Here is a 17,807-nt window from a genome sequence, read left to right as displayed (position 1 = left end):
CAGGCAGATGTCATGGGCGTTTGTCAGGTGTACCCGATAGCTCAGCAGAGTACGAAACGCGTCAGACACGCACGTCATGCAAAATATAGCGTGTGCATTGCAGACAGTGCGCCTCATTGATGCGCGCTATAGTGACTCATGAGCCATAGGGCTGACCTCGAATGCTCTGTCAGGATGGTGAGCTGGGTCATATTGACTCATGGCGAGTGCGCAGCGTGTCATCTTGGCAGTATGGATGGCCGTGAAGTGTCGTTAGAAGTGAGGTGGGCGGCGGTTGTGGGATGATCCGAATCAACAGCGTGTGTGGCCTCAGTCTGAGGTTCGGTACTGTCAGGTGTGCTGGTCTCATTATGTGACTTGTCTTGCTGCTCTTGCTGCTCTTGCTGTGTTTCGTGTTTCGTTTCCAATGCTGTGTCTTGCTCTTCCGTATCTGCCTCAAGTGGCTTCAGTTCTTCTTCGTCCAGTGCCTCGAGGCTTTCCTCGACTTTGTGAGTCCAGCGTCTCAGCGTCTCAGCTACGCCAGCTGCCAGTGGGCGCATCTTGGAAAAATCCTGGTCGTAATCATCCAATCCATCGCGTAGAGAATGCTCCCCTCCCATGAAAATACGCCGCAATGCACGTTGGCGTAACGCAGGATCCACGCCGGGCTGCATGAAAGCGCTAATATCGGCGTCGGGTGTAAGCAGCTCGGGATCTGGTAGCTCGAACGCGGGCGTTTCGTCAGTCCCGTGCTCACTTATATCTTGCCCAACGGAGTCTTGTGCGAGCTGATCACTCGTGTGTGGCTCGATGGTCTGATCGACAGCAGAGTGTGGCTGATCATCCGTCAGACTCGCTGATGCCTCATCGCTGAGTGCGGTCGCTGCACTCGTGTTCGCACTCATGCCTGGAGTCGCTGGTGTACGTGGCAGCGTCTTGAGCGCTGATGGGGGAGCATCTTCTCGCGCTTGGTCGGTATGCTGTTTCCGGCGTGACCAGCGTGACAGAAGGCTCTCCTGTCCTTTGTCAGCAGTGTCATCAGGCCTGTGGGTCATTGCTTGTCATCCGCTGGCTGGGGAGCATCCGGAGAATTCTGATGGGGTTGTCCAGACTGACTTGCACGTCCTGCTCCCTTGCGTTTTTTCTTCTTGCCTTCATCAATGCGTTCGCCACGGCGTGCCAGGTAGCCTTCTAGCCAGACCATCAGTGCAGGTGGCATGGGGGCGTCAAGCACCAGTTGATCACCATCCATCCATTGAGAGGCGACTTCCTGGCAGGCCGTCACGACGCGCGGCTGCATACCATCGTCTTCACGCTCCTCGCAGAGCACAAATAGTCGTGGCTGATCACAGCGCAGGTTGTAGCGATAATCGGTGCGCTCGGTAAGGTGCAATTGGAGTGCTAGCGTACGGTGATTCACGACCGTGGGTGACGGGCTGTCATCCTGGTGTTGATGAGCATGTTCCGCGTTGGCTGGCGCGAGTTCGGCGATGCACCAGGTGTCAATGCTGAAGCGGCCAAGTCGCTGGGTAGTGGGTGCCAGTGAAATGCTTATCCAGCGCGTATCATCACTACGAGACATGACATGTGGTCGAGGAGAGGTCTGTGGGTCGGAATTCGCGCCCATAAGCGAGTCAGAATCTTGAGTCATGGCGTATCTCATGGAGTGCTGTCCGACGCGGAGTACCATAGATCAAAGGCAATGGCGCCGCGGCGGTGTGTCTTGAATGGCTGCTGTATTGGCTGCAAGAAACATGCCGTGGTTGGCAGTGCTGTGATCGGTCTATATCGCGAAAAGACACTGAGATAAGGACACTGGTATCCTGCGCTTATCCGTACTGCTGCACTTCTACTGATGACGCAGTCTACTGAACAGCTGTGGAAGGTGGCTCTAGAAATGCTCGGCAGTACCGCCGTGTAGTGAATCAGGCTCGATGAGGGAGAACCCAACGTCATGAACACTTCCGTACAGCCTGCGATCAGTCATGCCAAGCTGCCTACCACGTTGGATATCGAAGTGATGGATGAGCGCGGTCAGCGATATCAGCAATCCATTGCAGCAGAACGCTCACTGACCATATATCTCAATCGGCGTGAGATAGTCACGCTGATGACTCTGGGCGCTGAGCCCGAAGCGTTGGTCGCCGGTTATCTGCGCAACCAAGGGCTGCTGGGTGAGCTTGAAGACCTTGAAGCCCTCCAGGTGGACTGGGAAGTAGAAAGTGCATCGGTAGTGACACGTCATCTACCAGACGATATCGAGCAGCGGCTTGGCAAGCGCACCGTCACCACAGGGTGTGGTCAGGGTACGGTCTTCGGCAATCTTCTTGAACGTCAGTCGCTCTCTGCGCTTGATTCACGGCCTTTCAGTCAGGCGTTGCTCTATCGATTGCTCGATGCATTGACGGCGCATAATGCCACCTATCGCAAGGCGGGTGCCGTGCATGGCTGTGCGTTATGTCGTGATGATGAGGTGCTGGCCTTCATTGAGGATGTCGGGCGTCACAATGCGGTCGATACATTGGCAGGATTAAGCTGGCTGTCTCCCTTGCGTGGAGCACTGACAGAGACCTCTCGATCGGTTGACAGCTTTGGATCAATAGACGGTTCTGGCTCGGTGGACTACACAGGTGCCAATATCTTCTATACCACTGGGCGTTTGACATCGGAAATGGTGCTCAAGGTCGCTCAGGCCGGCATTTCAGTGCTGGTGTCGCGCTCAGGCGTCACGCAGAAGGGCGTTGAGCTGGCAGAGCGCTTTGGCGTGCTGCTGATCGCACGTGCCAAGGGCAAGCATTTTCAGGCCATCGATTCTGTTGGCCGACTGGTACTGGATGCCATTCCGGCCCCGCGGGCGGCTGACGTCATGAAAGACTCTGGAAAGGGCGCCAATAGTTATGCCACCAAGGAGCAGAGAGGCAAGCCATGAATCAGCCCGTTGCACCGACATCGCCCCTAGCTTCCTCCGCTACGCCCGTTGGCCATGACAATCCATTCCTGACGGTGCAGGAAGTCGCCAGGCTGTTGCACCTCAATGAGAAAAAGATCTATCAGTTAGCGAGTGACGGTACCATGCCGGCCACCAAGGTGACGGGCAAGTGGCTATTTCCGCGCCGTCTGGTAGAGCAATGGATACTGGAGTCCAGTCATCACGGCGTACTAGCTGATCGGCTCATGCTTACCGGCAGTGATGACCCACTGTTGGCTGCACTTTCCATGCGCCTCAATCAGCAGCATGGTGGCAGTGCTTTCTATGGCATGAGTGTGACGGGGACGCGGCTTGGGCTGGACTTGCTCAGTCAGGGGCGCGCCGATGTTTGCGCCATTCACTGGGGGCGAGCAGAAGAGGCCGCGCTGCGCCATCCGGCATTGATTCGCGGACATGATGGCTATCGGCAATGGGTGCTGGTCAGGTTGGCGCGGCGCACGCAGGGCTTGATCATTCGTAATGGAGATCGCCACTTGCCAGTCGATCCGGGCGGGCTGTTCGGCGCTCAGCGGCGCTGGGCGGTGCGTCAGGAGGGTGCCGGTTCGCAGCGTTTCTTGCAGGAATGGTTATCAGGCCATCAAATGCGTCCCGAACAGCTCAACACGCTCGCGATTGCCTACTCGGAACGTGAGGTTGCTTCACTGGTGGCGCGTGGCGAGGTTGATGTCGGCCCTGGTACCTTGTCCGCTGCCAATGAGTTTGGTCTTGGCTTCGTGCCTGTCTGTGAAGAGGCATTTGATCTTGTCGTACCGCGGAACGTCTATTTCCGTGATTTGTTTCAAGGCATGCTTGGTTACCTCACGACGCCGCATGGCATCCAGCTAGCTCAGTCACTGGGTGGGTACGATCTTCGCGAATGCGGTCAGTTGATCTGGCGTGGCGATGCGACACAGCATGACTGAGTGTGAAATCGATGAGATTTCAGGACTGAGCGTCAAGTCAGAGAATGAAGAACAAAAACGCCTACTAGCTAATCGCTAATAGGCGTTTTTTATTCTCTTGTTCCTGGAATCTCATTATCATGATTTTGTTGGTAAAATATTCTCTATGCTGCAATAAATATTTAAAACGGTTTAGCCAACAGCTATCAGTAGATAATGGCTAGTCAGTGTCGGTACGCGTACAGACGGACAGCACTACGGCGTCATCTTCACTGGTGGAAACCAGTGCATGACCCATATCGGAGTCGAAATAGATGCTGTCGCCATTACCCAGCGCAAGTGGCTCATAGAACTCCGAGTAGAGTTGAATGCTGCCTTCCAGCACCATCAGGAATTCCTCACCGTCGTGGCGTACCCAGTCCGGAAAGTCATCAAAGCTACGAGCACGTACACGAGTCTTGAAGGGAATCATTCGCTTCTGAGCCAGCTGCCATGAGAGCAGTTCGTGCTCATAGGTAGGCGTCGGATGGCTCTTGCCATCTCCCACGCGGGTGAGGTCTCGGCGTCCGAGAGTACCGCTCTGACGCTTGGGCGGGCTCAGTAACTGGGGTAGATCGATGTTGAGGCCGCTGATCAGTTTCTGCACTGCGGTGAATGTCGGCGAAATCTGTTCATTCTCGATCTTGGACAGCGTAGAGCGAGCCAGCCCGGTACGTTGGCTGACATCTTCCAGGGTCCAGTGATTGGAGAGACGAATTTGCTTGACGCGCTCGCCAAGCTTTAGAGGTTCTACGAAAGGCTTGCGGCCGGAGGCGATTCGGACGGCTGCATCCTTGTCAGTGGGTGTGCTCATGAGGGCTTCGCTGTCGTCTGGGGCACTGGCGGCCATATGTTTACTATAGGAAACTTTTCCGCCAGCTTATCACGAATGGAAAACCACACAGAGTCTCGACAAGTCATGTGCATTGCTATCAGCGACAGCGTGAATGCTGCTCGGGAAGCCACCGATGTTTCCTGCAAGAAGGAAACGGGTCAGAACAGTCGGTGCTCACGATCACTGTCGGTGCTCACGATCACTGTCGGTGCCCCGAGCCGCATGATCAGCATTGGTGGTGGAGGCATGGCTCGTTTTGGGGGTGAGGCGTGAAGTGGTGGATAGGCCATCTTCCATCGGTAAGCCCACCAGCGCCTTGATGTGGGCCTCGGCACTGCGGCCGAGCGCGTCCAGACAGTAGCCGCCTTCCAGGACCGAGACGATACGTCCGTGGCAATGGCGTCGTGCGATGTCCATCGCGAAGCGTGTAACCCAGTAATAGTCATCGTCCTCAAGGCACAATTCTGCCATCGGGTCTTCGCGATGTGCGTCAAAGCCAGCGGATATCATTATCAGCTCCGGTTTGAAGTCGTCGAGTCGCTTTAACCACTGAGTTTCTATCGCGCGTCGGAAAGCGAGGGAGCCACTGCCTTCTTCAAGCGGTGTATTGTGGATGTGGTCCCAGCTGCTTTCCAGATAACGCCAAGGATACATGGCGGTCTGGAAGGATGAGCAGACCAGAGTGTCCGAGTCGTGCTTGAAGATATCTACCGTGCCATTCCCCTGATGTACATCAAAATCAAGAATGGCGATACGTTTCACGCCGTAGTGTTGGCGTGCATGTAATGCGCCTACTGCAACGTTGTTATAGAAGCAGAAGCCCATGGCATCGGCACGTTCTGCGTGATGGCCAGGGGGGCGTACCGCACAGAAGACGTTATCAGCTTGATCGCGCATGACCTGGTCTACTCCACGCACGACTGCACCGGCTGCCAAGCGTGCTGCTATCAGGCTATCGGAGCACATCAGCGTGTCGTCATTGAGGGCCAGTAACTGACCATTCTGCGGTGGGCATTTCTCTAGTGCTTGTAGATGGCGCAGAGGGTGCACACGCGAAAGCTGCTCGAGCGTTGCAGGTCTGGCGTTGTATTGCTGAACGTGTTGAATCACTCCGCTCAGCGCTAGACGTCGTTCGATCGCCTGCAGGCGCAACGGACTTTCCGGGTGTGTTGGCCCCATGAAGTGGTTAGCGCAGTCGCTATGAGAAATGTATGAGGTGATCATCGGCATGCCCGCTGGTAAAGCGTTTGTCATAATGCAAAGTATAGGCATTACATTAAGAGCCGAGCGCCATGCAAGATAGTGGCGGATGGTCTAGCGAAGGACGTTCTTGCTGTTAAGAGGGAGAAGCTGCGTTATTCGTTGCGTGTTGCGGTAGGGTGCGATGTATCGAATAGATTTATCCGTTGCATGTGGCTGTTCAGGGAACATTGTTCGCGGCATGCTGAGATGAAGGTATTCACTACGCAGGTCTGATAGGACAAGCACATGAGCACGCGATTTCTGCGCAATTTCTTCGAGCCCCGCAGCGTGGCGGTCATTGGCGCTTCGGAAAAGACGCATTCCATTGGCGGGCAGGTACTCAGGAATCTGTTGGAAGGAGGGTTCAAGGGCACTCTTGAGGTCGTCAATCCCAAGGGATATGAGACGGTGCATGGCGTGAGCTGTGTGCGGCGTGTGAGTGATCTATCTCAAGTGCCGGATCTTGCCATTCTATGTTCTCCCGCAGAGACTCTGCCGAAAATGGTCGAGAGGCTCGGACGCTTCGGCGTGAAGGCCGCGCTGCTGATTTCAGGCGGCGTTGCCCCTACGCCCGTCAGCTCATTTGCCCGAGCGACCGAGAAAGGGCTGGAGATGCTGACGCGTCGCGACTCACGGTCGCCTGTACCAGAGACGCTGCGAATTCATTCCGAACAGGAAGATTTGAACAGCCGCCTGCTAAAGGCAGCGCGTGCCAGTGGGATTCGCCTTCTAGGCCCTGAGTGCATGGGAATCTGTGCGCCCAATAGCCATCTTAATGCTTCTTTCAGTGGCCAGCCGGTAGCCAAGGGCAAGGTTGCCTATCTCGGTCAGTCCGGCATGTTGGGCAATGCGATGATCGACTGGGCGGCAGGGCGCGGGATAGGCTTCTCTCACCTGGTGACGTTGGGCGATAGTGTCGATGTCATGTTGCCGGATCTGATCGATTATCTGAATCAGTACGGGCCCTCCCAAGCACTACTATTACACCTCGAGCGTATCCACGACCCAATGCACTTCATGACGGCTTTGCGTGAAGCATCACGTAACCGCTTGGTATTGGCGATAAAGAGTGGTCGTACGCCTGAGGCCGACTTGTTCGGTACGCATGTCACTCCTGGTGTTCCCAATCGCGATCGTATTGTCGATGCGGCATTGGCTCGTGCCGGGGTAGTGCGCGTCAATGATAGTGAAGACATGTTTGATGCACTGGAAACTTTGAATCGCATGAAGCCGCTGCGAGGTGACCGACTGGCGATTGTCTCCAATGGCTTGGGCCCAGCGTTGCTTGCTATCGATAAGCTGATGGCGGGTGGTGGCAAGCTAGCAGAGTTGAGCGAAGAGAGTCGCCAGGCACTGCTCAAGGGTGAGTTGGATGTGAGCCTGCCAGGGCGAAACCCGGTCGATCTCGGGGGTAATGCCACACCGGAAGATTTTTTGGCTGCAGTGAATATCGTCGCCAATGATCACGGGGTGGACGCGGTGCTCGTGGTGCATGCACCGACTCGCCTTGCACCATCTCGCGCCACTGCTGAGGCACTGATTGCCCATCGCAAGCAATTTCGTCGCAATCTGTTGACCAGCTGGATGGGGCTGGAGCAGGCGCTGGCAGCACGCCATGAGTGCCATCTCGCGGGAATTCCCACTTATCTTTCACCTGAGAAGGGCGTCAAAGCTTCTTGCAGATGGTTGATTACCACCGCGTGCAATCACTACTGCAACAAACGCCGCCGAGCTTATCGTTCTCGACGACTGCCGAAATACGGGCCCGCGCGCACGACCTGGTGCATAGCGCGCGTCGAGCGGGGCGCGAATGGCTGACGCACTCAGAGACGGCTCATGTGCTGGAAACCTACGGCATTGCCACTGCACCGAGTCGTTATGTGACGGATGCGTCGGCAGGTGCGAGAGCAGTGCTTGAGCTGCAGCGCAGTGCTCAGCAGGATGATCTTCCAGTGCGCAATGGGCCTTACGCGCTGCGTGTCGTGCATGAACATAACAGTCAGCCATTCCGTTATCGGCGTTATCCGCAGCGCTTGTCTTCTGGCGTCGTACAGGATCTCTCTGGTCCTGAAGATATCGCACTGGCCATTCGGCGTATCACGAATAAGGTGGCGGAGCGCGATATCGAGCGAGGGCGCAGTGGCAACGCGAAAACCCATATCCACGAGTTCTGCCTACAGCCGATGCAGCGAGGCAAGCATTCGTTGCAATTGAGTGCGGGTATTACTCGCGATGACGAATTTGGGCCTATCGTGGTGTTTGGTCTTGGTGGTTACAAGGTCAATGTGCTGGCAGACCGACAGGTCGCACTTCCCCCGCTCAACATGACACTTGCGCGGGAGCTGATTTCACGCAGTCATGCCTCACGACTGATTGCGGAGCATTCACCTGACCCAGAGCGCGATTTCTTACGTTTATGCACCTTGTTGGTCAAGTTGGCACAACTGGCATCAGATTTGCCTGACATTCGTGGATTGGAAATCAATCCGTTATTGCTCAATCGCGATGAAGCTGTGGCTGTAGATTTCACTTTGGATCTCGGTAAACCGGCACGTTTCGCGATCATGCCGTACCCAGAGGAATTGCGGGAATCATTTCAGCTCGAGAGTGGCATGCAGGTCGAGGTACGTCCGATAAGAGGCGAGGATGCGCCGTTGATTACGGCCTTCCATGCCAGGCTATCGGAGGAAAGCATTCGTTTCCGCTACTTCCATCACAAGGCTGATCTCAGTCAACGCGATCTGTCGCTGCTTGCGCAGATCAATTACGACCGTCAGATGGCATTCATTGCCGAGCGAGACGTACAGGATCATTCCAGCGATGTAGCGCGGCGGGAAATGCTCGGAGTGGTGCGTGTGTGGAACGATCCAGACAATATTCGTACCGAATTCTCGGTCATCATTCGTGATGATCTGCAGGGAGAAGGGATAGGTCGATTGTTGATGGAGAAGATGCTGCGTTACTGCCGCTCACTGGGCACGTTGGAAATGGTGGGCAAGATCATGATCGATAACCACCCCATGCGTGCATTGATGAAGCACCTTGGATTTACGTGTCGGTACAACATGGAAGAGCAGGTGATTGATGCAAGCATTCGGCTCAACGAGCCGATGAATGACTGGCAGCGCTTACGCTTGGAGTCCAAGGCGTGAGTTGATGTTGAAAATGGTGGGTCGGGAAGTCTTTCGGTATTCTACCTTCGTCGCATAATAGTTTGTTTGGGTTTGAGTGAGTATCAATAACTCTGTATCATCATCACAAATATAAGAATCCTTTATAGGAATTGGCGCAGGGGATGACGCCACGTTTTGTTGGTGCGTAATACTTATAAGCATTGCTCTTGGTGATGCGAAAGAGTGGTGCGTGCTTGGCTGGCGTAGTGGTCACTTCCTGTGCACAGACAACAGGAAAGCCAATGACTGACACTCGCGATGTGAAGATCCGGGTGCGCAATCTGAGCAAAGTGTTCGGCAATCAGCCAGACAAAGCGCTTACATTGCGTGACCAGGGAATGAAACGCCCAGAAATACTAGAGAAGACCGGCCAGACACTTGGGCTTTCCAGTGTCGATTTCGATGTCATGGAAGGCGAGTTGCTTGTGATCATGGGCCTTTCCGGCTCAGGGAAATCGACGCTCATCCGCTGCCTCAATCGTCTGATAGAGCCTACCGAGGGTGAGATCATCATCGATGGTCAGGACGTAGCCAAACTGGATGACAAGTCGTTGCTGCAGTGCCGTCGTAAGCATTTCTCGATGGTCTTCCAGAATTTTGCGTTGTTCCCACACCGCACTGTGCAGCAGAACGCTGAATTTGGTTTGGAAGTTCGCGGCGAGAACAAGGAAGTCTGCTTCCAACGTGGGCGTGATGCGCTCAAACAAGTGGGGCTGGACGGCTGGGAGGATGCGTACCCCAGTCAGCTTTCGGGGGGAATGCAGCAGCGTGTGGGCCTGGCGCGAGCATTGGCCAACGACTCAACCGTGCTGTTGATGGATGAGGCCTTCTCTGCGCTTGATCCGCTCATTCGCAAGGATATGCAGCAGGAGCTATTAGCTCTGCAGCACAAGATGAAAAAGACCACCATCTTCATTACTCACGACCTTGATGAGGCGCTTTCCATCGGGGATCGCATCATCCTGCTCAAGGATGGCGAGGTCGTACAGATAGGCTCTCCTGAAAGTATTCTTACCCATCCTGCCAACGACTATGTGGCTCGCTTCGTCGAGGGTGTGGACATGTCACGTATTCTGACGGCTCAATCCGCGATGACTGATGTGCGTGCGACGGCACGTGATGATGATGGCCCGCGCACTGCGCTGCGCAAAATGGGTGAGAACGGACTGAACAGTCTGTTTGTCGTGCGTCGTGATCGTACGTTGCTTGGCATTGTCACTGCAGAAGATGCTGAGCGTGCCGTGCGTGAAAATCTGACGGACCTGACTGAACTCATTCATTCTGACTGCTGCAAGATCTCGCCAGAAGAGCCACTACACAATCTGTTCACGCTGTTTGCCGGACATAATCATCCGCTGGCAGTGGTAGATGAGCAGTCGCGCCTGATGGGTGTTGTGGTGAAGGGGTCCGTACTGGCTGAGCTGGCTGAAGCAGGGGAGGCAAACGCATGAGTGAATCAACAGGCTTTACTATCCCCAAGATTGAATTGGGAGACTGGATCGAGTCAGGTCTGGATTACCTGACCAATAACTATTCCAGCATCACGCGTGGTATTTCCAAGTTCACTGAAACTGGCATCGGAGTGCTGAATGACTCTCTGATGTGGCTCCCCGAGTGGGCAATGATCGCCATGGTTGCGCTGCTGTGTTGGCGGCTATCAGGGACACGTCTCGCTATTGGCGCTGTCCTTGGGTTAGGGCTGATCTGGAATCTCGATCTGTGGGACCCGATGATCGAGTCTCTGACACTGGTTGTCATTGCGACACTGGTGGCCGTTGTCATTGCGCTGCCATTGGGAATATTGGCTGCGCTGTCGGACCGTTTTTACAAGGTCATCATGCCAACACTTGATTTCATGCAGACCATGCCGGCTTTCGTCTATTTGATTCCGGCGATTCCATTCTTCGGGATCGGGTCTGTCTCGGCCATCTTCGCGACAGTTATATTCTCGATGCCGCCTGCGATTCGCTTCACTACATTGGGTATTCGCCAGGTGCCTAACGATCTGATCGAAGCGGCTGACGCCTTTGGCGCCACACGCAGTCAGAAGCTATTCAAGTTGCAGCTCCCGCTGTCACTGCCTACCGTGATGGCCGGTATCAATCAGACCATCATGCTAGCGTTGTCGATGGTTGTGATCGCGGCCATGATCGGGGCAGATGGCTTGGGTAATGAAGTCTGGAAAGCCATTCAACGCCTGCGTCCAGGTGATGGCTTCGAGGCCGGTATTGCGGTCGTGATTCTGGCCATGCTGTTGGATCGCCTGACCCAGACGTTTAGCAAAGAAAAGAAGCCGCGTTCTTGATCAGGTATGACTGCGCGCCGTGAGGCGCTATCACTATCGCCTGGCATACCCTGTCAGGCGATAGTGGGCCGGTCGCTCCCTTGGCCACAATGAGTGCCAGCGGGTGTCACGGCAGGCAAGGCTTTACACCTAACCCACGCTTCATCGACATGTTCAAGTTCTTGGGGCACGCCTTGTCACGAAGATGTTTAGTGACAAGCACATACGCACAAAAGGGGAAAGTGATGAATAAGCAGGGATATACCTTCGCAAGCGCGACATCGACCACCGCCAAGGCATTGTTGTTGGGCGCGGCACTATCAGCAACAGGTGGGGCTTACGCCGCAGGTGATAAAGGCGATGTCACTCTGGCCTATGTCGAATGGTCTTCTGAAGTAGCCTCAACCAATGTGGTCAAGGCGGTATTGGAAGAGCAAGGCTATAACGTCGAACTCAAGTCGCTGTCTGCTGCTGCCATGTGGCAGGCTGTAGCCTTCGGCGATGCCGACGGCATGGTGGCTGCATGGTTGCCGACGACTCATGAAGACTACATGAAGAAGGTCTCCGCCAAGATTGAAGATCTCGGCGTCAATCTGGATGGCACCAAGCTAGGGCTGGTTGTACCTACCTACAGCAAGCTGAACTCCATCGAAGACCTCAAGACTCAAGGCGATGATATTGATGACCGTATCATCGGTATCGAGCCGGGTGCAGGCCTGACGCGTCTGACGGAAAAAGTGGTTGAGGATTACGGCCTGGAAGACATTGATCTGAGGACGGGGAGTGGCGCGACCATGACCGCTGCGCTCAACAATGCCATCAAGGGCAAGCGCGATATCGTGGTGACCGGCTGGACGCCGCACTGGATGTTTGCGCGCTGGGATCTCAAGTACCTTGATGACCCGAAAAATGTGTATGGCGGCGCCGAGCAGATCCACACCATCGCGCGTCTGGGGCTCAAGGAAGACATGCCAGAGGTCTATAGCATTCTGGACAACTTCCACTGGACGCCGGAGCAGATGGGGCAGGTGATGCTCAAGAATCAGGAGAAAGACGCTGACCCGTACGAGAATGCCAAGGCATGGGTGGATAGTCATCCGGATATCGTCAAAGGCTGGTTGCCGGCAACGGCTCAGTAAGCGAACGGACGAGCTGTCTTTGCATTGATGCACTGATAGCTCTCATGAAAACGCCCCTGCAGGCTTGCCTGTGGGGGCGTTTCATTTCGTGATGTTCATCCCGCCGCGCTGCCCGTATCTTCGCTTCACTGGGTGATCAGAAAGGGCACGGACTACGCACTTCCATGCGCTCTCCGCTGACAGGATGATCAAAGGCGATCATCTCGGCGTGCAACATCAGACGCTCGGCCATGAAGAAGGCTTCATCAGTTGCGTAGAGATCGCAGCCCAGGATTGGATGATCAATCTGCTGGCTGTGGATTCGCAGCTGATGAGTGCGCCCCGACACCGGAGTGAATTCGACGCGCGTCCGTTGGGGTGCCTCCAGACGCTCGATGACACGGAAATCACTGATGGCAGTCTTGCCCGTGTCATGACAGATCTTCTGCAGCGGAAAGTGATCGACATCCTTGGCAATCGGTAGCGATATACGCCCTGTATCGTCGGCCAGATGACCGTGGAGTATTGCGGTATAGGACTTGCTGATGGTGCGGTCCTGAAACTGTCGGGTCAGATTACCATTAGCCGGTTTGTTAAGCGCAACCAGCATGATGCCAGAGGTCCCGAAGTCGAGGCGATGCAGTAGCTTTGCCGTTGGATACTCTTTCACCAGCCGATGATGCAACGAATCCAGGTTGAGCGGGTGCTTGCCTGACAGGCTCAGCAGGCCCGTCGGTTTGTCGATCAATAGAATATCGTCATCGGCGTACAATACACGGTAGGTATCGTGGCAGAGCGGAACGATGAACGGGTCGGCTTGAGGCTGCATGAGGACTCATTTGTGGCGGTGGTGCGGAGAACGCAAGAAAAACGCCATAAAAAGCAGGTGGCGATGATGACGCGATACAGGAGCGTCAGTCTTCTGGTAGCGGTGACGCCTGCAGGTCGATATCTTCCCAGAGGTACTCGTACTCATCGTCCTCTGCGTCGTCCGGCGCGCGACCGATAAACACGCTGGCCGTAAAGGCGCGCAGGAAGATCACCTCGCTACCATCGATCGCTGCCAGTCGCTCGCTACGCTTGAGCTTCTTGATCTTGCGCTTGCGGGCTGCCTGATCATCACGTGCCGCACGCGTATCAGCACGCCATTGGGCTGCAAGCTCCCCGGGGGCTGTCGACTGCGCAAGAAGCTTCTCCGGACACTGGATTGGGATATCAGCCGTCCCTTCGTCGCGAATGTGGTAATCCCAGCGCGTCGGGTCGCCATGCTGAGGTGCTTGCATGAGATGTTGGCGAATGAAGGTATAGCCGTGTGGATGCTCCAGTACGGTATACAGCACATTCCCGACGACTGTGTGGTCTACCAGCGAGATGCCGTGACTGTCTGACGGAAGATAGCCCGCCAGCAGGCGATCGACGAGTACTTGGCGCGCCACCTTGGGGGTTGCACTGTCGTCCCAGGCCATCGAGGCTCCTTGTGTTTCGCGAGATGAGAAACGAAAAAATGAGGCGCTATTGTCGTATCAGTCGCAGGCGAGGGCAAGCGGGCTACCGATGACGGAATATATAATGCAACAGGCCCCGCATGTGCGAGGCCTGTTAGTCATTACGGTGCCAGTAATATCTTGTGCCAGTCGTCCATCTCCGAATCCGGACGCTGGTAACGTACCCTGTCATGCAGACGTGATGGCTGGCCTTGCCAGAATTCGATCATCTCTGGTACGACTCGATAGCCGCCCCAGTGCTCCGGACGCGGAATCTCACTATTGGCATATACCTGCTCGAAGCGTCCTTGACGTTCACCGAGCCAGTCACGATCCGGAATCTCGACACTCTGCTGTGAGACCCAGGCCCCTAGTTGACTTTCCTTGGGTCGAGAAGCGAAATACTGGTCTGAAAGGGATTCTTCGACCTTCTCGACACTACCCTCGATACGCACCTGGCGTTGTAGCGCAGGCCACCAGAAAGTGAGCGCTGCGTGAGGTACATTGGCCAGTTCGCTGCCCTTGTGGCTCTGATAGTTGGTGTAGAAGATGAAGCCGTTTGTATCGTATCCCTTGAGTAGCACGATACGCGCATGTGGCTTGCCCTGACTGTCGACAGTTGCCAGCGTCATGGCATTGGCATCGTTGTCATCTGCCGATAGCGCACTGGTCAACCATTCTCCGAATAGATCAAAGGGGATCTCGGGCGTGTTGGCAAGGTTCAGACCATCACCGGAATAGGTTCTGCGCACGTCGGCAATATCGCGATTCATCGCGGGCTCCCTTAATGAGTTGCTCATGTATTGTCACAGACTGTGTACCGTCCTGTTAAATATCGCAAGCCACTGGCGAGATGAGATGGTGTGTCAAGCCTCTGTGTGCAGCAGGTGTGCAATATAAGGGTTATTCGACCTGAAGATTTATCCGACCACCGCTGGCGTACCGATTTGCACCCAAGCCATGTAGATGCCGGTTCCTACGGCAATCGATAGCAGCGCGTTCCGCCGCCAGAGATGTAGCCCTGCCACGCAGATGGCTGAGATCAACATGCCTGCGCCTTTGGCACTCATCAGCCAATGCTGCCACGCAGTTGGCAGGTCATCTGTTGAGACCTCAAATACGGGTAATGTCATCGCTGATAAAGAGACAGCAACCAGCACTGTCATCACGATGGCGGGCAGATAACGGCCCATGTGCAAGATCAGTGGATGTGCGGAATGGCGAGACAGAAATAGAAAAGGCGTCACCCGAGTGGCAAACGTTGCCAGCGCTGCGACGATAATCAGGATCAGTGCATGCGTCGTGGTCATGAGTGCGGGCTCCGCGGGGTATGTGTTGACGCCATCGCAGTGCGGCGCTTATGAACGGCATAATGCCCAAGCAATAACAGACAGGCCCCAGCGATACTGCCTAACAACAACTGATCGTTGGGCAGTATCCATAGCCCCGTAAAGGTGACGGCGAGGCCTAGCACGAAAGGCCAGCGTTCACGCAGGGCGTACCATTGCTCGATCCCCAGTACTACAAACAACGCGGTCAGTGCGAACTCGATACCGTTGCTGTCAAAGTTGAGCTGTGCGGCGGCTAACCCCATCAGAGTGCCCAATACCCACCAGAGTTGGTTAAGTGCGGTAATACGCAGCATAAGTCGTTGATCTTCGCGGCGTGCATGGATGTCATCGCGATCGCCACTGCGGGGCAAGCTAGCCAATAGTGAGTAGGTTTCGTCGGTTAGCCCGAATATTAGATAGACCTTTGCTATACCCGCATCCCGAAAGCGTTCCAGCAGTGATAGCCCGTAAAAGAGGTGGCGTGAATTGAGTAGTAGGGTGGCAACGGCGAGTTCAGTGACGCCGGCGCCCGCACCCAGCAAGGCTACGGCGAGAAACTGGCCTGCCCCCGCGAGAATGACCAATGACATCAACAGGCCAAGCCACGGACTAAGAGACAGCTGGGTAAAGAGCACACCAAAAGCTGCCCCCAGTGGTAAGTAGCCAAACATGACTGGCAATGTCTGCCGCAATGCTTGGCGCCACAGTGCGCGATTATCACGTGGTACGGCGTGGATACTGCAGTCAGCGTCGGCAGACGATTTGCCAGGCGCAATAGATGTTGTGGTGGGCATTGGTGGCATGAGGCTCAGTGGATTCCAGACAGCACTACGGGCAAAAGCCTGTGTTAATCAATGTCAGCATATAATGCACTTGAGCGATATGCGATGCGGCCAAAGTGGCAGTAGGCAGTGAATCTCTCTGAAAAATGAATTCCATGGTGCCTATTGATATGGCGCTAGTGTGGTTTCATGAAGTAATCCGCTTATGCCATGACGATGGGGCAGGAGTAATCGTCAGTAGGGCAGCGATGATGGTGTGATGGATCAGTCACGGAGATATCCCGATGTCCAACAATGATGAAAAGCCACCTCTCACATGTTACGTACCTGTCTGGGACTGGGCAGTACGTCTGTTCCACCTCGCGCTGATTCTGGCCGTTGCCGGGCTGTGGTATACCGTCGAATTCGGCACAGGATTGGACTTCCCAATGGAGTGGCATGCTCGCCTGGGTTACTGCGTACTCGGATTGGTCGTGTTTCGATTGATTTGGGGCGTGATAGGGGCAGGCCATGCGCGCTTCGCCAGTTTCATGGTGTCACCAGTAAATGCCTGGCGTTACGGTAGCGCTTTTTTGGCAAAGCGCCAGCCTCGTTATGCGGGCCACAATCCGCTTGGTGGCTGGATGGTTGCTGCATTGTTGTGGACCCTGCTGGTCCAGGCCATCAGTGGACTATTCGCTACGGACGATATCTTGTTTGATGGACGCTGCGGGAATGGGGGACGCCTGCATTGCTGACCGCGTTCAACTGGCTGCATCACAACAACATTACCGTGTTGTGGGGATTGATCACGATACATTTGTTGGCGGTAATGTGGCATGCCTTACGCGGCGAGAGATTGATTGCTGCGATGCTGACAGGGAAGAAACCCTTCACTTCAGTGCAAGATGTCCATGATGTAGGGAGGGGGTATCAGCGACGTATGCCGATGGTGCCGCTGTTACTGGCGGTATTCATGATAGGGGTTGTAGGCGGCGTTATCTGGCTGACTCGCTAAGCGAGGCCGCATAGCCACCAGCACCTGTTTAAAGACACTGGCGACTATTCAATATACCGAACTGATAAGGCGTGTAGTTGGAGCAGTTGCTAAGAGAGGGGCAACAAGAGGACACGATCAGTCTGCACGATACTGTTGGTGACAGCTTTTGCAGGCCTTGGCAGTGGCGGCAAATTGCTCACGAATTTTCGCAAAATCTTGCGTGGCCGCGACCTCTGACAATGTCTGGCTCTCATCCATCAATGCCTGCGCATGTTTTTCAAATCCTGTCTTATCAGTGCTGATCTTGCTGAGTGCATCCGTATCCCCGTCGTATGATCCTTCGATAAAGCCTTCCCAAGGTAGTTGCGCAAGCAATGCCAAGCGCTCGGCCCTGGTCTGGAATTCAGTCGCGTCATAGTCCTGTTTGCCTTTGGCCATTGCGCCCATAGGACTGAATTGCCAAGCAAGTGTGTGGAATACCGATTGACGATATTGAATGGCATCTTCCGCGCTATCAGCACTGGCGGTTGTTGAAAGCAGTAGGCCCGCCAAGAGTAATGTGGAGGCAAGGGGCAAGTAGGGGAAACGACGTGTCATCAGGTCAGTCATATCGGAGTTCTCTTTTATAATTGATTGCTATTTATTTGGCAGTCTTACCCTGTGTCTTTATCTGGCTCTTCGACGCCAGGTG

General features: G+C 54.9%; 17 protein-coding genes and 1 pseudogene. 8 read left to right on the top strand and 10 right to left on the bottom strand.

Annotated features, from left to right (window positions below; translation table 11 throughout):
- Positions 1-218: 218 nt before the first annotated feature.
- Both BF12_RS21330 and BF12_RS21325 read right to left on the bottom strand, forming a co-directional pair.
- Positions 219-1,034, bottom strand: coding sequence for a DUF3306 domain-containing protein (locus tag BF12_RS21330; RefSeq protein ID WP_024953161.1), 816 nt, complete (start codon positions 1,032-1,034; stop codon positions 219-221).
- Positions 1,031-1,630 (bottom strand): DUF3305 domain-containing protein, encoded by a 600-nt coding sequence (locus BF12_RS21325; protein ID WP_024953160.1) that lies wholly within the window; start codon positions 1,628-1,630, stop codon positions 1,031-1,033. The genes BF12_RS21330 and BF12_RS21325 overlap by 4 nt, the downstream gene beginning before the upstream one ends.
- A gap of 303 nt (positions 1,631-1,933) precedes the next feature.
- Between BF12_RS21325 and BF12_RS0116140 the strand changes: the two genes are divergently transcribed.
- Positions 1,934-2,908 carry a formate dehydrogenase accessory sulfurtransferase FdhD gene (locus BF12_RS0116140; protein ID WP_024953159.1) on the top strand — a complete coding sequence of 325 codons (975 nt, stop codon included), beginning with the start codon at positions 1,934-1,936 and terminating at the stop codon, positions 2,906-2,908.
- Entirely contained in the window at positions 2,905-3,870 is a 966-nt protein-coding gene (locus BF12_RS0116135; protein WP_084488174.1) for a substrate-binding domain-containing protein, read from the top strand. Before BF12_RS0116140 ends, BF12_RS0116135 begins: the two co-directional genes overlap by 4 nt.
- 199 nt (positions 3,871-4,069) lie before the next feature.
- Here the strand turns inward: BF12_RS0116135 and BF12_RS0116130 are convergent, their stop codons facing one another.
- On the bottom strand, positions 4,070-4,702 hold the full coding sequence (locus tag BF12_RS0116130; RefSeq protein ID WP_024953157.1) for a helix-turn-helix domain-containing protein: 633 nt from the start codon (positions 4,700-4,702) through the stop codon (positions 4,070-4,072).
- Between the two features lie 201 nt (positions 4,703-4,903).
- A complete protein-coding gene (locus tag BF12_RS0116125) occupies positions 4,904-5,947 on the bottom strand; it encodes a histone deacetylase family protein (RefSeq protein ID WP_024953156.1) in 1,044 nt (347 codons plus the stop codon).
- Between the two features lie 264 nt (positions 5,948-6,211).
- On the opposite strand from BF12_RS0116125, the pseudogene BF12_RS20615 reads away from it, so the two are divergent.
- The 4 genes and pseudogenes from BF12_RS20615 (at position 6,212) to BF12_RS0116105 (ending at position 12,561) form a co-directional block, all read left to right on the top strand.
- Positions 6,212-9,117, top strand: a pseudogene (locus tag BF12_RS20615) (bifunctional acetate--CoA ligase family protein/GNAT family N-acetyltransferase).
- Between the two features lie 263 nt (positions 9,118-9,380).
- Entirely contained in the window at positions 9,381-10,589 is a 1,209-nt protein-coding gene (locus BF12_RS0116115) for a quaternary amine ABC transporter ATP-binding protein (RefSeq protein WP_024953155.1), read from the top strand.
- Positions 10,586-11,443 (top strand): ABC transporter permease, encoded by an 858-nt coding sequence (locus tag BF12_RS0116110; RefSeq protein WP_035160407.1) that lies wholly within the window; start codon positions 10,586-10,588, stop codon positions 11,441-11,443. Before BF12_RS0116115 ends, BF12_RS0116110 begins: the two co-directional genes overlap by 4 nt.
- A 224-nt stretch (positions 11,444-11,667) precedes the next feature.
- Positions 11,668-12,561, top strand: coding sequence for a glycine betaine ABC transporter substrate-binding protein (locus tag BF12_RS0116105; protein WP_024953153.1), 894 nt, complete (start codon positions 11,668-11,670; stop codon positions 12,559-12,561).
- Positions 12,562-12,697: 136 nt separating this feature from the next.
- Here the strand turns inward: BF12_RS0116105 and BF12_RS0116100 are convergent, their stop codons facing one another.
- From BF12_RS0116100 to BF12_RS0116080, 5 genes are all read right to left on the bottom strand, one after another.
- Positions 12,698-13,369: an RluA family pseudouridine synthase gene (locus tag BF12_RS0116100; RefSeq protein WP_024953152.1), complete on the bottom strand. Its 672-nt coding sequence runs from the start codon at positions 13,367-13,369 to the stop codon at positions 12,698-12,700.
- Positions 13,370-13,454: 85 nt separating this feature from the next.
- Positions 13,455-14,006, bottom strand: a complete 552-nt coding sequence (locus tag BF12_RS0116095; protein ID WP_024953151.1) for a hypothetical protein — start codon at positions 14,004-14,006, stop codon at positions 13,455-13,457.
- Positions 14,007-14,146: 140 nt separating this feature from the next.
- Entirely contained in the window at positions 14,147-14,797 is a 651-nt protein-coding gene (pdxH, locus tag BF12_RS0116090) for a pyridoxamine 5'-phosphate oxidase (RefSeq protein ID WP_024953150.1), read from the bottom strand.
- Positions 14,798-14,944: 147 nt separating this feature from the next.
- Positions 14,945-15,334, bottom strand: coding sequence for a branched-chain amino acid transporter permease (locus BF12_RS0116085; RefSeq protein ID WP_024953149.1), 390 nt, complete (start codon positions 15,332-15,334; stop codon positions 14,945-14,947).
- A complete protein-coding gene (locus BF12_RS0116080; RefSeq protein WP_084488173.1) occupies positions 15,331-16,149 on the bottom strand; it encodes an AzlC family ABC transporter permease in 819 nt (272 codons plus the stop codon). The genes BF12_RS0116085 and BF12_RS0116080 overlap by 4 nt, the downstream gene beginning before the upstream one ends.
- 272 nt (positions 16,150-16,421) lie before the next feature.
- On the opposite strand from BF12_RS0116080, the gene BF12_RS20610 reads away from it, so the two are divergent.
- Both BF12_RS20610 and BF12_RS20605 read left to right on the top strand, forming a co-directional pair.
- Positions 16,422-16,874: a cytochrome b/b6 domain-containing protein gene (locus tag BF12_RS20610; protein WP_051511093.1), complete on the top strand. Its 453-nt coding sequence runs from the start codon at positions 16,422-16,424 to the stop codon at positions 16,872-16,874.
- Positions 16,868-17,134, top strand: coding sequence for a hypothetical protein (locus BF12_RS20605; protein ID WP_035160406.1), 267 nt, complete (start codon positions 16,868-16,870; stop codon positions 17,132-17,134). The genes BF12_RS20610 and BF12_RS20605 overlap by 7 nt, the downstream gene beginning before the upstream one ends.
- A gap of 117 nt (positions 17,135-17,251) precedes the next feature.
- On the opposite strand, the gene BF12_RS0116070 is transcribed toward BF12_RS20605, so the two are convergent.
- The gene (locus BF12_RS0116070; RefSeq protein WP_051511092.1) at positions 17,252-17,725 is read right to left on the bottom strand and encodes a c-type cytochrome; all 474 of its coding nucleotides are present in this window, start codon (positions 17,723-17,725) and stop codon (positions 17,252-17,254) included.
- Between the last annotated feature and the right edge of the window lie 82 nt (positions 17,726-17,807).

The sequence above is a fragment of the Cobetia crustatorum genome, from assembly GCF_000591415.1.
Lineage (GTDB): Bacteria > Pseudomonadota > Gammaproteobacteria > Pseudomonadales > Halomonadaceae > Cobetia > Cobetia crustatorum.
This window is presented reverse-complemented; position numbering and strand designations above follow the sequence as displayed.